Origin of the sequence: Mesorhizobium sp. M0244 (assembly GCF_040321795.1) — a bacterium.
Lineage (GTDB): Bacteria > Pseudomonadota > Alphaproteobacteria > Rhizobiales > Rhizobiaceae > Mesorhizobium.
This window is the reverse complement of record NZ_JAMYSE010000014.1, coordinates 83,178-97,550: the sequence shown is the minus strand read 5'-3', so window position 1 is coordinate 97,550 and position 14,373 is coordinate 83,178. Positions and strand designations below refer to the sequence as shown.

Sequence of the window (14,373 nt, the reverse complement as noted above, 5' to 3'; positions counted from 1 at the left end):
CCCGGCGGACCCCCAAACGGGGGGGGGTTCGCAAGGTTCGCCGGGGCGGGCTTTTTTTTTATTTGTGGGCTGTTGGGTTGCCCAAACCCCGCGCCCCCCGGGGGGGGGCCCCGTGGCCCCCGCTTTTGCGCGACATGCATTAGCCCAACAGGAAGTCATTGAAGTCGGCAAGGGCCTTGGGGCCATTGTTCGCCCACCAGTCGTAGTCCTGGAACACGGTTTTCTTGATGTTTTCCGCGCTCGTCGGCAGGAACGGCTGGAGATCGGCGGGAATGAGCGCCATCGAATCCGTGTTGGTCGGGCCGTATGGAATGTTCTTGGCAAACTCTGCCTGGTTCTTGGCATCCATCATGTGGGCGAGGAATTCCTGTGCCCATTTTGTATTGGGTGAGCCCTTCGGGATAACGACACCGTCGCCGTCGAGGATCGCGTCATTGAAGTGGTAGGCCAACGGCTGGCCGCTCTTGGCTCCGTTGAATATCCGGCCGTTCCAGGCGAACTCGAAATCCACCTGACGCGATGCGAGCAGTTCGACCGACTGTGCGCCCTGGTCCCACCAGATCAGATTGTCCTTTACGCGCGCGAGCGCGCTCAGGGCCTTGCTCACGTCGAGCGGATACAACTTCTCCCGCGGAATGCCCGCGCCCATTGCCGCTGCTTCGAGCGTCAGCGGAGCATTTTTCAGCAGGCCCCGCGGGCCGGTGAATTTCGGGGGCGTCTCCGCATCGAAGAACTCCTGCCACGATTGCGGCGCGGTGGTCTTGTCGTAGCGCTTGGTGTTCCACGCAATGACGCTACCGGCGCAATACGGGACAAAGAAGTTATCGCGGGCGGCTTGCGGGAGCAGCTTGGAGCGATCGACAGTGCTGTAATCGATTGTCTCGGTCAGATCTTGCTTGGACGCGATTGCCGCTTCGCCGCCCTGCAGGCAGACGACGTCCGCATTGTCCCAGGTCTTGTTGTCAACCATGGCTTTGAACCGCCCCAAGTCGATGTAGTCGACGGGGACGATCTTGATACCGGTCTTGGCGGTGAAGGTGTCGTAGTAGGCCTTCTGGTAGGCCTGCCGCACCGCGCCGCCGGCGTCTGCGATGATGAGCTGCGTCGGCGCTGCCTTGGCCAGGTTCGGGAGCCCCAAGCCGCTCGTCGCGAGGATGGATGCCGAAGCGCCGTATTTCAGTAGTTTTCGTCTCGTAATCACGATTGGATTCCCCTTTCTGATTTTTCACCGTTGAAGACCCCGATGGCCGGAATGAGGCGGTAGTTTCTTGTCATCTGTGTCTTGTCTTGTTCGACGCCCTTCCGTCCACGCATCGATCATTGTCTGCCGTCCACTTCTCGGCCATAATCGGATGTGTTTCGGTATCCGGAATACTGAATACTACGCAACGTAGGCCATGGCAAGCCGCTGCCGCCAAGTCCCAGAAAGGAACATTTGATGAAGCTTCGCGATCGAGTCGCCGTAATTACTGGAGGGGCCTCCGGCATAGGTGCCGCCATCGGGCATCGCTTCAGGTCCGAAGGGGCCAAGATTGCCCTGGTGGACAGAGATGGTGACGGGCTGAGCGAAGTTCTGCGCGCGCTGGACGGAGGCGAAGACGACAAAATGGCCATCGCCGGCGACGTTTCGCATGGCGCTACCGCACGTGACGGAATTGCCCAAGTCATGGCACGGTGGGGGCGCATCGACATGCTGGTGACCGCCGCCGGCGTATCGGTCGGCGGCACGGTCGCCTCAACCGATGAGGCCTCCTGGGATCGTGTCTTCGCGATAAACGTCAGAGGCACCTATCTTTGGGCGCACGAGGCAATACCGCACATGGAGGCAAGCGGCGGTGGCTCGATCATCACCGTGGGGTCGCAGCTTGCGATCTCCAGCAGTGGTGCCAATGCAGCCTACATCGCTTCCAAAGGGGCGATCGTAAGCCTTACCCGTACGATGGCTGTCGATCACGCAAAGCAGGGCATTCGGGTGAACGCGCTTATGCCGGGGTCGATCGATACGCCAATGGCGCGGCGGTCGCTTCAGCGCTACCCAGACCCGGAGGAGACCCGCGAGCGATGGGCAAAACGTCATGCGCTAGGGCGACTCGGAAAGGCCGAGGAGGTCGCGAACGCCGCCCTGTTTCTCGCCTCGGACGATTCGTCATTCACGACCGGGAGCCTGCTGTTCGTCGACGGCGGATGGACCGCCATGTGATTGCGATCTTACAATGGTTTGGCGGCCGCGCTGAACGAAACACAGCGCGGCCGATGAATCGGTCAGCCGAGATTCTTACGAAATCGAGGTCTCCCAATCGAATGTTCGTCCAGCCAAGCCTTCACAAGACCCAAGGTCCGATCAACGTCGCTCTCATCATTGTAGACGTGGAAGGAAAATCGGAGGATGCCCCTCCGGATCGACAGTTTCACGTCATGAGCCATCAGGTATGCGAAGAGTTCCTGCAGGCCCGCCTGTGAAGTCGAGTCATGTTGGTCGCTTAGGGTGTCCCCGACACAAACGATGTGTGCCGAGTTTGGACCATGTTCGCCGCCATAGACCGGCAGATCCAATCCGAGCAGCCCATGCGCGAGTTGGCTGGACAATCGAAGCACATGACTTTCGATTGCACGCGACCCTATTTCTAGGAGTTGTCCAATCGAGGTCGCCGCGGCAACACAGCCGAGGTAGTTGTAGTTGCCAACATCGAATCGACGGGCAGCGGCTTGGAGACTATAAGTGCCGTCGCTGGAGGTAGCCTCATGCGCTCCACCAAGGTCCACCCCAAAACGGGAAAGGTAGGCCGGCCGCATTCGTTCAGCCCATTGGCGTCGGACGAACAAGAAGCCCATTCCGTAAAGCCCGAGCAACCCCTTGGAAGTCGAAACACTCAGGGCATCTATACGGGTCTGCTTCAGATCGAGGTGAAGGACACCGACCGTTTGCGCGGCATCCACCAAAAATAAAATGCTGCGATCACGGCAAAATCCGCCGATGCTTTCTAGGTCGGCTCGATATCCCGGTGCAAAGCTGACGCTGGCGACCGTCACCAGCTTCGTATTTTCATCAACTGCGTCAAACAGCGCCAGAGGATCAACAACACCGTTCGAACTCCGAATCGAACGAACCTCGACACCGAACTTGTCGCGAAGGTTATACCAAGGGAAAATGTTGCTCGGATGCTCTACCTCCCCGCACAGAACGACGTTGTCGCCCTCTTTCCAAGGAAGCGAAGACGCGACGGCATTAATCCCGTCGGAAACATTCTTCACCATCGCGATTTCCGACGGATCTACGTTTACCAGCAACGCGAAGCGCTGACGAGCAAGTTCCACCGTCGACAGCATCATGGCCTTGTCGCCGCCATCCATCATCCTGCTGTCGAGATGTTGGTCCAAAGCTGATCTAGCTTCGGTGGAGAGGAGCCCCCGCCCGGCTACATCGAGATAGGTCCACTTGGCGGCCCCGGGGAAACTGCCTCGCAGTCCTCTTACTGCAAGTTCAATTCTCTTGTCGTCGCTCATCCGTCACACCTCAAAATTGAACAAATCCAAACTACCAGTCCAAACGCGCGAGAAATCTACCGCGGCACTCTGGATCAAACTCCGTACATCGCGGAGTCGGCCTGCAACGAGATTGGGGCCGGCTGCCATGACGCCTGCCTCCTCCTTCAAAGGCTTGCCGAAGGAGCGTGATCGACGTTGGAAAGCGCCATGCGACGGCCTAAACATCACCGTATCCAGAATTCGGAATACAGAGATGCCATTCTGGCGTCAAGCTCAAGGCGCGCTCAAGGCGCGCTCGGGGGGCCGAGCGCATCGTCATCGACGGCAGCCAGACCAATCGCGAGGCGATCCTTTCCTGTGACGCGGAAAGCCGGCTGCGGGATCGCTCGCGGCGGCGGCGGCTCAAGCCGATCCGCATCCGAAAGAGCCAGTATCTCAACAACCGGATCGAGCAGGATCACCGGCGCATCAAGCGCCGCATCCGCTCCATGCTCGGCTTCAAGTCGCAGGCGAGCGCCGCCACCATCCTGTCCGGCATCGAGATGATCCACATGATGCGCAAGCGACAGGCGAGGTATGCCTACAATCCCAGTCCGTCGATCGCCGAGCAGTTCGATATCCTCGCTGCCTGACGGACAGGCCGAAATGGCCGTTCACGACCCCGTTTCCAGATTTGCGACAGAACCGTTCGAATCGACGACACCAACTTCGAATCCTTAGCCATTCGAAGCGTGCCCATGAGATGCCCTGAGCCGGAATAGACTCGACCTTTCAAATCGCTGAATTCCCAGGTCTCTTCGGCGGCGCCCACGGTTGCGCCTGGCTGCCTTGCGCGCAGTCGAAAAAGAGGCGACCGGTCTCGAGCGAACCCAGTTGCTGGAACGCCTCCTTCCTGATGGCAGCGGCATCATCGTTATGGATGCTGGCCGCATCATGGGTTACGGGTTCCGCCGAAATTTCGGCCGCGGCGAACTGATCGGCCCCGTCGCCGCCTCGTCGGAAGTCCAGGCAAAAGGCCTGATCGCGTCGCTGATTTCGACCGCGAAAGGATTTGTCAGAATTGACATCGAGGGCGCTCAGACCGGTCCTGTTCCCTGGCTGGAGGGGCAAGGCCTTGCCGATTGGGGTCCCGTGACGCGGATGGTTCGAGGTCGAGTTTCGCCATGCAGCTGGATCATGAAACAGTTCGCCGTGGCCAGCCAAGCTTTCGGTTGATTCGACCTATTGCAACCCGGTCAGGATCGTAAATCGGGTCTGCGAAGGTTGGCCAGAGCGGGCAAGCCCAACGACTCGCTGTCTGTCAGTCAACGCCTTTCGAGGAAACCGATCATCGATGTGGCGGGCGGCAGGCCAAAGCTGCCGTGGCCGCCATCGAGCAAGTCAGGGGTGACGCAGTACCAGTTCCGGGCGAATATGCCATAGGCATCCCAGCACCGCGCAGCTGGTTCCGCCCCCGTCGCGGGTTGGCAATGTCCAACACTGCGCTAGACGAAATTTCAACGCGACGTCGAAATCGAGTTGGGCAAAGGCATTTGAATGGAGATGGGTGAGCGATTGTACGACCTTCGAACGAGCGATGGTATTCTGGTCAGTTTACTTACGGCGGTCACGCTTATTCTGACGGTTCAGCTCAGCGAAATCTCGCCCGATGCTTAGCTGTAGGCCCCACAGCTATAGCGCAGGTTCGGCATGACCGATGACGCGCGCGACTGCTGGATGGTCCGAGCGAATCCGCCTTTCTACCTCGTCAACAGTTCGATGAGCTTCCATAACCGGCATGTCGGCGGGCACGTGGCAATGGAAGTTCACAATAAGGCCAAGCTCGGTTGCCCGAATCCGAACGTCATGAACATCCTGGAGGGCGTCTGATTGTTGCGCCGCGATCGCGAGGGCCAACTCCAGAGCGCGGTGCTGATCATCGGAAACATCCCTCCCCTCGAGCCAGTTCGCTGCCATCGGTTCGATATGCGTATCAATTTCTGTCTCCGGTCCTAGTTCATCACGGAGTGCGGCCTCCAGACCACTGGCGATCGAGTGCGCTTTATCGATGCTGAGTTCGGCCTTCACCTCAATATCGAGACTGACTGAAAGCTGCTTCTCTACGCGCTGAATGGTCAAGCGATGCATCGCGACGCCGCGATTGGCCGCGATCACCCGGATACGCGCTTCGATGGTCTCATCATTGGCGGAACGTGGTTCGGCAATCACGGTCACTTCAGCGTTCCGAAACTCTCGTTGCACAGCGTTGATGATGTCAGCTTTGACCGCCGCCACCCGCTCAAGCGGCAGCGTCCGGCTGACAGCGATGGCGAGCTCAACAAAGAGGATTGCGCCTGCCGTGCGCACCCGGACGCGCTCGACGGCGAGGACGTCCGGAATGTCACCAAGCATCGACGAAAGGACGCTGCCGGCGCCGTCCGGTGCCGTATCGACCAAGGCATCAAAAGATCGCCGCCCGAGCTTTACCGCCGCCGTCAGAATGAAGCAGGCAACGATCAGTGCCGCGATGGCATCCGCCGACATGTAACCGAAGGTAACGAAGACCATCCCAATCAAAACCACGCCGGATGCGAGCATGTCGGACAGGAAATGCAGGGCGTCCGCCTCCAGCGCCGGACTGCCCGTGGCTTTGGCAACCTTGCGCAGTGCTCGGACCCGCCAGAAATCGACAATGATCGACACCACCAGGACAGCGATGGCAATCGGGGCGGCCTCAATGACCTGCGGCTCGCCCAACAGACGCCTTCCCGCCTCCAAGGCAATCCATCCCGCTGCGCCGAAGAGCAGCAAAACTTCAAAGAGCGCAGCCATGCTCTCCATCTTGCCATGGCCGAAATGGTGGTCGTCATCCGCCGGCTTATCGCTGACACGAACCGCGCACCAGGTGATTAGCGTTGCAACGAAATCGGACGATGAATGAACGCCCTCGGAAATCAGGCCGATACTGCCGGTCAGAGACCCGATCACGAATTTTCCGATGGCCAGGACAGCGCTCGACAGCATCGAAACCAGGGCGACGCGTTCTTTTTCTTTTTGCATGATGTTCATTTCTCTTTGCATGATGTTCATTCCGTTCTCGGAGAGGCATCGATTGCGAAGGTGGCGTTTTAGGCACCGCACCTCCCGAACTGTCAGCTCAGGAATGACTGCACCGCAGCGGCGACCGCGTTAGGACATTCCTCGTGGATCGCCAGCTTGCCCTTCGCCAACCGTTTGACCTGGACATTAGGAAGTTCGGCCAGCGCGTCCATCTCGGTGCGTGACTTCCGGGGAGTCTCATCGCCATAGACGACGAGGATGGGCACATCCGAGCGCCGGGCGAGATCGAGGGAGGCCCCGCGACTGTCGACCCGGTCGAGACCGCCGCTGACAAAGCGAACCGAAGCATGTCGCGCGCCCGGAGCGCGGGCGACGGCGATCTTGGCGGCAAGGCGATCGCCGCCCAGCCAATTGGGATCGCTATAGACATGCTCGCGCGCCATTTTCCCTATGATGAGCCGGCTGACATTGAGGCGGTAAAACAGTGGGCCGGTGACGGGGTTGTCGATAGCGGCACGGATACGGGCGAACCAAGGGCCTTGGCCGCCCATCATCGTCGGCAACGGCCCTCGCCAAGTAGGCGCGATCAGAACGAGGCGGCTGATCGTGCCGGGCTTATAGGCGGCTTGGTGAAGGGCGTAAGTCGCAGCATGGCCAGCGGCGATGACCGCATGGGGCGGCGATACGATCTCGCTCAAAAAAAACCAGTTGAGAAACGCCGAGAGGATTTCCGGCGACCAATCGTCTCTCGATCGCACCCGGTCGCCGAACCCGGGCCAGTCGACGCTGCTGGCCCGGAACTCCGGCGCGAGCAGATTGAGGAGAGGTCGCATCTCCGCACGCGTCGAGATCGAGCTCAGGGCCGGCAAGAGGACGATGGAGGAGCCGCTTCCCGCCTCGTCCCTGCCAAGAGTGATTTCCCCGCTCTCCCATTTGCAACGTATTGTCTTTGGCGTCGCCATGTGTGAACGCGTCGTCAAAGGGACGTCTTGCGCGCGGCCAGCTTGGCCTGGCGCCGCCGACGTTCGGCCAGGATCTGGCAACGCTTGTGATCGGTGAACTTCCGCCATTGGCGAATCTCAGCCGTGGTGCGGAAGCACCCGGCACACAGGTCGGCCTTGCGGTCGAACCTGCAGACATCGAGACATGGCGATTCCAGAGCCATCACTCAAACCTCGCCAGGTTCAGGCTTGAGTTCGGATGGCGCCGCGACCGTCTTCTCGGGCGTCGGCAGCAGACGGGCCGAGTTGAGAATGAACACCAGTTCCGAGACGACATGGATGCCGGCCGCAAGCAGCGGATTGAGGAAACCGAGGGCGGCCAGCACGATACCGATCATGTCGACGCCGATAGTGCCGGCGAAGTTCTGCCAGATGATGCCGCGCGTGCGTCTGGCGACCACGAGCGTCTTGACGAAGCGCTCAAGATCGTTGCCAAGCAGCACGATGTCGGCACTCTCCTGGGCCACATCGGTGCCAGAGCCCATGGCGACGCCGACATTGGCTTGCGCCAATGCAGGGGCATCGTTCACACCGTCGCCGACCATGGCGACGATGCGTTTTTGCGCGACCAGCGCCTGGACACGCGCCAGCTTGTCCTCCGGAAGCAGTTCCGCCTCGATGTCGTGAATACCCAGCGCCCCGCCAACGGCGACAGCGACACGGCGCGCGTCCCCGGTGAGCAGGATCGTTTTGATCCCCATCCGATGCAAGGCTTCAATGGCCCGATTGGCTTCAGGCCGGACCGTGTCAGCCACCGCAATCGAGCCAAGCAGGCGCCCGTCTAGGGCCACGAGCACTTCCGAACCTGCATCCGTACCCTGGTGACGGGCGACCGACGAGTCGATTCCGTTGTCAGCCATCCAAGCCTGATTGCCGACCAGAATGGTGGTGTCATCGACCTTGGCGGCGATTCCCCGGCCCGGTGTATAGGCGAAACTCGCTGGCTCGATCACATTGCGGCCTTGGCTGCGGGCATAGGTGACGATCGCCTTGCCGAGCGGATGCTCGGAGCGCAGCTCGGCCGCGGCCGCGGCGTCGAGAAGCGCATCCGCAGTGATGCCGTCCACGGGTACGACCTGCTGCACCTCTGGACGCCCGAAAGTCAGCGTTCCCGTCTTGTCAAGCACCACCGTATCGACATGGCCCAGGGTCTCCAGATGCACGCCGCCTTTGATAATGGCGCCGAGCCGGGCTGAGCGGCCGATGCCGCCGAGAATAGCGAGCGGCGTGCCGGCCGCGATGCCGCAGGCGCCCGCGACGATGATGACTGAGATCGTCGCGTAAATATCGCGTGTGATCAAAAATGTCAGGATGGCTGCGCCAAGCGCAAAATAGACGAGATAGCCGGCCAGGCGATCAGCGAGACGCTGGACGGGCGCGCGGGATTTCTCGGCCCGTTCGACCGCTTCGATGATCTTGCCGTAACTCGTGTCGCGACCAATCCGCTCGGCGCTAACCTCCAGCGCACCGGATTGGTTGATAGAGCCAGCAAAGACCTGGGTGCCAGCCGTCTTCTCGACCGGCATGGATTCGCCGGTAATGCGGGATTCATCAACGAAGGAATGGCCCGAGAGTACGGCTCCGTCGACGGGGATGCGGCCGCCTGGCGCGACCAGGATGGCATCGCCGACCGATAGCTCCTCCGCCGAAACGGACTTGATCGAACCGGCCCGGCGAACAGACACCTCGCGCGGCAGGAATTCAAGCAAGTCGCGGATCGCTTTGCGGCCACGGCCGACGGTCAGACCTTCCAGCACCTCGGCGACGAGAACGAACAAGGTGATGACGAGCGCGGTGAAGAATTCGCCGATGGCCGCCGCCGCGACGATCGCGATCGTCATCGACAGTTCCATGGTCATGCGGCGTTCAAGAATGTTCTCGAAGGCCTCCTTCAGGATCGGCCAGCCACCAATCAGAAGGCCGACGATGCCGATCACGCTGATCGCCGGATATGGTTCCCAGACCCGGAACCACACGGCCGCTGCGGCGATTGCGACAAGACCGATGCGCACGGCCTCCGACCATTCGAAGGGATGCTCGTGATCGCGCCCGTGCTCATGATCGTCGTGATCATGGTCGTGACCGTCATGATTGTGATCGTGAGCGGCCGGAGCGGTGGTGCTAGCTTCGGCGGTATCCGCCAGCGTTCGGCAATGGGCGGCGTCTTGGACGGCCATGATGACAAACTCCGTTCTATTTTAGGTAGGCGCGCACGACATCGATGAGTTCGGCGGCGCCTTCGTTGCGTTGCTCCTGGGCCAGCTCGTGGTCGGCCACGTGGAGAAGAATGTGATCTTCGACCACCTCGGCCATCAGGCCGTTGATGGCGCCGCGAACGCCGGCAATCAGTTGCAGCACGTCGGCGCAACCCTTTTCGTCCTCGAGCGCCCGCTCGACGGCTTCCATCTGGCCGCGGATGCGCCGCACGCGGTTCAGTAATTTCATCTTCTCGCGGGTCGTATGCGACATGCAGATCTCCTTTCAGAAGGTTATATAGTATACCCCCCTATGATATCAAGCGCGACTGAATCAGCCGGGCAGTTGGCTGTTCACGCACAACCCCCTCCTGACAGCCGAACGTCATTCGTTGGGGGTGATTTGTAACGGTCGTTGCATTATGATGAATCCATGGTTGCTCCATCCTGGCTTCTTCTGACCTATAAAGTGCCGCCCGAACCGGCCACCAAGCGCATTGCGTTGTGGCGTCGGCTGAAGGGCATGGGTGCTATCTATCTGCAGAACGGCGTCTGCCTGCTGCCGAAGACAGACGATCACGTCCGGCGGCTGAAGATGCTGGAGAACGACGTTTCCGGGATGGGCGGCGAGTCCGTCATCCTGGAGACCGTCGCTCTCGATCGTGCCCAGGAGGACAAGGTCGTCGCCCGCTTCAAGGCCGACCGGGACGAGCAGTATCGCGAGTTCCTTGGACGGTGTGCCGATTTCGAGAAAGAGATCGCCAAGGAGATCGCGATCAACAAGTTCACCTATGCCGAGCTCGAAGAGGAAGACACCGACCTGAAGAAGCTCCAGGGTTGGCTGGAGAAGATCAAGAAGCTCGATTTCTATGGTGCGACCTTGGCCGAGGAGGCTGCTGAGCGGCTGCGCGCTTGTGAGGTCTTGCTCGACGGTTACGCGCAACGGGTCTTCGACGCCCACGACGAGAACCGCTGAGATGGGCGACGCGGGCGACGGAACAGGCGTTGTGACAACCGAGATCGTCGGTTCCCCAGGAGCCCGGCAGGGCGTTCCTGCCGGTGTTTGGGTCCTCGGCTTCGTCTCGATGCTCATGGACATCTCGTCCGAGATGATCCACGCGCTGCTGCCCGTCTACATGGTCACGGTACTCGGCACCTCGGCCCTGACGGTCGGCATCATCGAGGGCATCGCCGAGGCAACCGCCTCGATCACCAAGGTGTTTTCAGGAGCACTGAGCGATTGGCTCGGCAAGCGTAAGCTTCTTGCCGCTCTCGGCTACAGTCTGGCAGCGCTTACGAAGCCGATCTTTCCACTCGCATCATCGATACAGTGGTTGGTGACAGCGCGTTTCATCGATCGCGTTGGCAAGGGCATTCGCGGGGCGCCGCGCGACGCCCTCGTTGCCGACATCGCCCCGCCGCATCTGCGCGGCGCAAGCTTCGACTTGCGCCAGTCGCTCGATACGATCGGCGCCTTTCTTGGACCGCTTCTCGCTATCGGCCTGATGTGGCTGACCGCAGATTATTTTCAGGCTGTGTTCTGGATCGCGGTCATTCCGGCATTCCTGGCCGTCGGGTTGATCCTGATTGCGGTGAAGGAACCGGAGCGGCCGAAGGAGCAGCGCCGTGTCCGTATGCCGCTGCACCGCGATGAACTGCGCCGTCTGGGCGCGACCTATTGGTGGGTCGTGGCGGTCGCCGCGGTCTTCACGCTTGCCCGTTTTAGCGAAGCCTTTCTCATCTTGCGGGCGCAATCGATCGGCCTGCCGCTGGCGCTGGTCCCGGTCGTCCTGGTGATCATGAGCCTTGCTTATTCGCTCTCGGCCTATCCGATCGGGATTTTGTCCGATCGCGTCAATCGCCTGACCCTTCTGGCCCTCGGCCTCGGCCTTCTGCTCGCGGCCGATCTCACGCTTGCCTTCGCGTCCGATCTTGTCTGGGTCGGCATCGGTGTCGTGTTCTGGGGCCTCCATATGGGTTTCACGCAGGGCTTGCTGGCAACCCTGATCGCCGAGACTGTGCCGGCCGAGCTGCGCGGAACGGCTTTTGGCATGTTCAATCTGATGACCGGTGTCGCGCTGCTCGTCGCCAGCGTCGTCGCTGGCGCGCTGTGGGACATGGCGGGTCCGCAGGGCACGTTCCTCGCGGGCGCTGCCTTCACGCTGCTGACCCTCGCAGGAATGTTTGTCGTTCGCGGGCGACTGAGAGAGCGGGCGGATGCTTGACCCCGCTAACAACCCGCCGGTCCCTCTTCATTGATCGCCATCAAGCCCAAGACATGCACCGACACTGGAGGTCGAACCCAAGGAGTTGCCTATGTATGAACTCGACGCCGCAATAACCCATGCTATCAATGCGTTGGCAGAACACAGCGGAGCCGTAGACTTCCTGATGATCTGGATTTCCGCGATCGGCGTGCCGCTTCTGGTGCTATCTGTCGCGGTACAATGGTGGCGGCGAACCGACCGGCCTCACACCCGCCACGTCCTTGTCGCGGCAGGGCTGTCGTTCCTTCTGGGTCTCGCCCTCAATCAGATCATCTTGCTGTTTGTTCACCGGATTCGACCGTATGACGGCGGCGTCACGCATCTCCTGATCACATCCAGCGCCGATCCCTCATTCCCCTCTGACCATGCGACCGCGACCTTTGCGATCGCGGCGGCGTTCCTTCTGCATGGCATGCGACGCGTCGGGTTCGGCTTCCTCGCCGCCGCTGCGGTTGTCACCTTTTCGCGCGTCTACATCGGAACCCATTACGCCAGCGATGTTCTGGGCGGGGCGCTCACCGGGATCGCTGCGGCCGTCATCGTCCGCGCAGCCTATCGCGAAGACACGCGGATCGACCGTCTCATCACCAGTGTTCTCTAGGGCACCGCGCGGTGGTCTCGTCTGTGATCTCATCCATGGTTGAGTTCCTGACAGCGCATCCACACGTCACCTATCTCGCCGTGTTTCTTCTGGCGCTTTCGGAGTCAATCCCCATCATCGGGGTCGTCGTCCCCGGCACGGCCGTGATCTTAGCGCTCAGCACCTTGGTGCCGAGCGGCGTGCTGGTTCTCTGGCCGTTGCTAGGCGCCAAAGCCCCGCGATGGCCAGAAAGGGATAGCCGTTCAGTGTGAAGCGATGTTTCGCCTTCGGGTATTTCGTGCCTGTGAATTCGAAGAACGCCGACGCAGGAACGAGGCAGCGGTTGCTGTTTCCGAACTGCCGGCCTTCGGAGCGGAAGTTGAACACAGGCCCGCCCTTTGGTCCGGTCGGCGGAAATCCAAACGTCATCGATGCCAGTTCGATCGTGTCATCAGCGGCACGCATTATCGGCGCCGGGTCACTGATGCGGACGTCATCCGCCTGTGGCAAATCGAGTTCGGTTTGGTGGTTGGGGATTTTGAGCGCCAGCGACGCCATCATCCGGCAATATTCAGCCCAAAGTACATGCTGTACGATGCCGCCAGCCAGAGTCAACTGATAAGGCCCCTCGCCTGCTATCTCAAGAACGCGGCTGTTTTCGAAAACGGAGATGGTGCTCTCGCTCATCAGACGGGCCAACCCGCAAAGATAAAGATACGGATCGAACTGGTACTGGCCGAGAGCTGATGCGCCGGAATGCAATACACTGATCCCTGCGTTCTGCGGGCTGCGTGGCGCGTCGTCGTGTCATGAGGACCAGGCGCATCTGACGAAAAGCGGCCCGACCGAGCTGTCGTTCGGGCACAGCGTCCTCACCCGCTGAAATCTATCCAATCTAAAGGAATAGACGCGCAACAGGTTCAGCACCTTTGGCGAACTGGACCGGACCAATGGAGATGCCGGGACGTCACCCTTACGGAGTGTCGCCGACCATGCCGGAGAACAGGACTGAGCCGCGCTGCTCGAGAAGCGACAGCGAGGTGTAATCCAGGATCGACAGGCCCCCGTCGGCAATCAAGGTTTGGCCGGTGATGAACGAAGCCTCATCGCTCGCCAGGAACCCGACAGCCGCGGCGATTTCGGCCGGTGTGCCCATCCGGCCGAACGCGCTTGGCGCCACAGCCCAGTCGCCGGCACCAGATGCGGGCGCCGCTGCATCGGTTTCGGTGGCAATCCAGCCAGGACTGACGCAATTCGCCCGGATCCTATGCGGCGCACCTTCGATGGCCAACGATCGTGTGAGCGCCTCAACGGCCGCCTTGGCGACGCAGTACAGGCCCCAATTGCCGTGCAACGTGGCCGTGGACGATATGTTGACAATCGCACCGCCGCCGGAATCCCGCATCACCGGCAAGGCGTAGGAAGCTACAAAGTAGGTGGAGTCCAGGTTGGCGCCGCGCATCTTGTCCCATCTCGCTCCAGGGCGATCGCCTGGTTCGACGCCGCTCCGGCGCGAACCGGCGCCTGCGTTGTTGACAACAACCCGCAGCCGTCCCCAATGGCCGATTTGGCCGATCAGATCCTCGACTTGACGTTCCTCCGACAGATCGCACGGGAAAAAGCGGGCTTCGCCTTTAATCGCCTTTGCTTCCGCTTCAACGGCGCGACCCTTTTCGAGATCGCGACCTGCGAACGCCACCCGGGCTCCCTCTTTCAGGAAATAGTGGACGATCTCGCGGCCTATCCCTGAATTCCCGCCGGTCACGAGAACGTCTTTGCCTTTAAACCGCATGGTACCTCCTGCA

General features: G+C 60.8%; 13 protein-coding genes and 2 pseudogenes. 6 read left to right on the top strand and 9 right to left on the bottom strand.

What is annotated here, in order from left to right:
* Positions 1-139: 139 nt before the first annotated feature.
* Complete coding sequence (locus NKJ08_RS12725; RefSeq protein WP_352781913.1) at positions 140-1,072, bottom strand: extracellular solute-binding protein; 933 nt, start codon at positions 1,070-1,072, stop codon at positions 140-142.
* A gap of 366 nt (positions 1,073-1,438) precedes the next feature.
* On the opposite strand from NKJ08_RS12725, the gene NKJ08_RS12720 reads away from it, so the two are divergent.
* Complete coding sequence (locus tag NKJ08_RS12720) at positions 1,439-2,200, top strand: SDR family oxidoreductase (protein WP_352781912.1); 762 nt, start codon at positions 1,439-1,441, stop codon at positions 2,198-2,200.
* 62 nt (positions 2,201-2,262) lie between these two features.
* On the opposite strand, the gene NKJ08_RS12715 is transcribed toward NKJ08_RS12720, so the two are convergent.
* Positions 2,263-3,504, bottom strand: a complete 1,242-nt coding sequence (locus tag NKJ08_RS12715; RefSeq protein ID WP_352781911.1) for an aminotransferase class V-fold PLP-dependent enzyme — start codon at positions 3,502-3,504, stop codon at positions 2,263-2,265.
* A 287-nt stretch (positions 3,505-3,791) separates the two neighbouring features.
* Between NKJ08_RS12715 and NKJ08_RS12710 the strand changes: the two are divergent.
* Together NKJ08_RS12710 and NKJ08_RS12705 are read left to right on the top strand one after the other, a co-directional pair.
* A pseudogene (locus NKJ08_RS12710) lies at positions 3,792-4,118 on the top strand (DDE-type integrase/transposase/recombinase); the annotation flags it as partial.
* A gap of 181 nt (positions 4,119-4,299) precedes the next feature.
* Complete coding sequence (locus tag NKJ08_RS12705) at positions 4,300-4,701, top strand: GNAT family N-acetyltransferase (RefSeq protein ID WP_352781910.1); 402 nt, start codon at positions 4,300-4,302, stop codon at positions 4,699-4,701.
* A gap of 456 nt (positions 4,702-5,157) precedes the next feature.
* Here the strand turns inward: NKJ08_RS12705 and NKJ08_RS12700 are convergent, their stop codons facing one another.
* The 5 genes from NKJ08_RS12700 to NKJ08_RS12680 form a co-directional block, all read right to left on the bottom strand.
* The gene (locus tag NKJ08_RS12700) at positions 5,158-6,555 is read right to left on the bottom strand and encodes a cation diffusion facilitator family transporter (protein WP_352781909.1); all 1,398 of its coding nucleotides are present in this window, start codon (positions 6,553-6,555) and stop codon (positions 5,158-5,160) included.
* A gap of 62 nt (positions 6,556-6,617) precedes the next feature.
* Positions 6,618-7,487, bottom strand: a complete 870-nt coding sequence (locus NKJ08_RS12695; RefSeq protein ID WP_352526854.1) for an alpha/beta fold hydrolase — start codon at positions 7,485-7,487, stop codon at positions 6,618-6,620.
* Between the two features lie 14 nt (positions 7,488-7,501).
* The gene (locus NKJ08_RS12690; protein ID WP_352526855.1) at positions 7,502-7,690 is read right to left on the bottom strand and encodes a DUF1289 domain-containing protein; all 189 of its coding nucleotides are present in this window, start codon (positions 7,688-7,690) and stop codon (positions 7,502-7,504) included.
* Positions 7,691-7,693: 3 nt separating this feature from the next.
* Entirely contained in the window at positions 7,694-9,703 is a 2,010-nt protein-coding gene (locus NKJ08_RS12685; RefSeq protein ID WP_352781908.1) for a heavy metal translocating P-type ATPase, read from the bottom strand.
* A 16-nt stretch (positions 9,704-9,719) separates the two neighbouring features.
* A complete protein-coding gene (locus tag NKJ08_RS12680; RefSeq protein WP_352526857.1) occupies positions 9,720-9,995 on the bottom strand; it encodes a metal/formaldehyde-sensitive transcriptional repressor in 276 nt (91 codons plus the stop codon).
* 159 nt (positions 9,996-10,154) lie between these two features.
* Here NKJ08_RS12680 and NKJ08_RS12675 point away from each other — a divergent pair, with 159 nt between their 5' ends.
* The 3 genes from NKJ08_RS12675 to NKJ08_RS12665 all read left to right on the top strand — a co-directional run bounded on the left by NKJ08_RS12675 (position 10,155) and on the right by NKJ08_RS12665 (position 12,589).
* The gene (locus NKJ08_RS12675; protein WP_352526858.1) at positions 10,155-10,697 is read left to right on the top strand and encodes a Chromate resistance protein ChrB; all 543 of its coding nucleotides are present in this window, start codon (positions 10,155-10,157) and stop codon (positions 10,695-10,697) included.
* 1 nt (position 10,698) lies between these two features.
* Positions 10,699-11,946, top strand: coding sequence for an MFS transporter (locus NKJ08_RS12670; RefSeq protein WP_352781907.1), 1,248 nt, complete (start codon positions 10,699-10,701; stop codon positions 11,944-11,946).
* Between the two features lie 91 nt (positions 11,947-12,037).
* Positions 12,038-12,589 (top strand): phosphatase PAP2 family protein, encoded by a 552-nt coding sequence (locus NKJ08_RS12665; RefSeq protein WP_352781906.1) that lies wholly within the window; start codon positions 12,038-12,040, stop codon positions 12,587-12,589.
* Between the two features lie 183 nt (positions 12,590-12,772).
* On the opposite strand, the pseudogene NKJ08_RS12660 reads toward NKJ08_RS12665, so the two are convergent.
* Positions 12,773-13,129: pseudogene (locus tag NKJ08_RS12660) on the bottom strand (SOS response-associated peptidase family protein); the annotation flags it as partial.
* A 412-nt stretch (positions 13,130-13,541) separates the two neighbouring features.
* Positions 13,542-14,360: an SDR family NAD(P)-dependent oxidoreductase gene (locus NKJ08_RS12655; RefSeq protein WP_352526863.1), complete on the bottom strand. Its 819-nt coding sequence runs from the start codon at positions 14,358-14,360 to the stop codon at positions 13,542-13,544.
* Positions 14,361-14,373 lie beyond the last annotated feature (13 nt).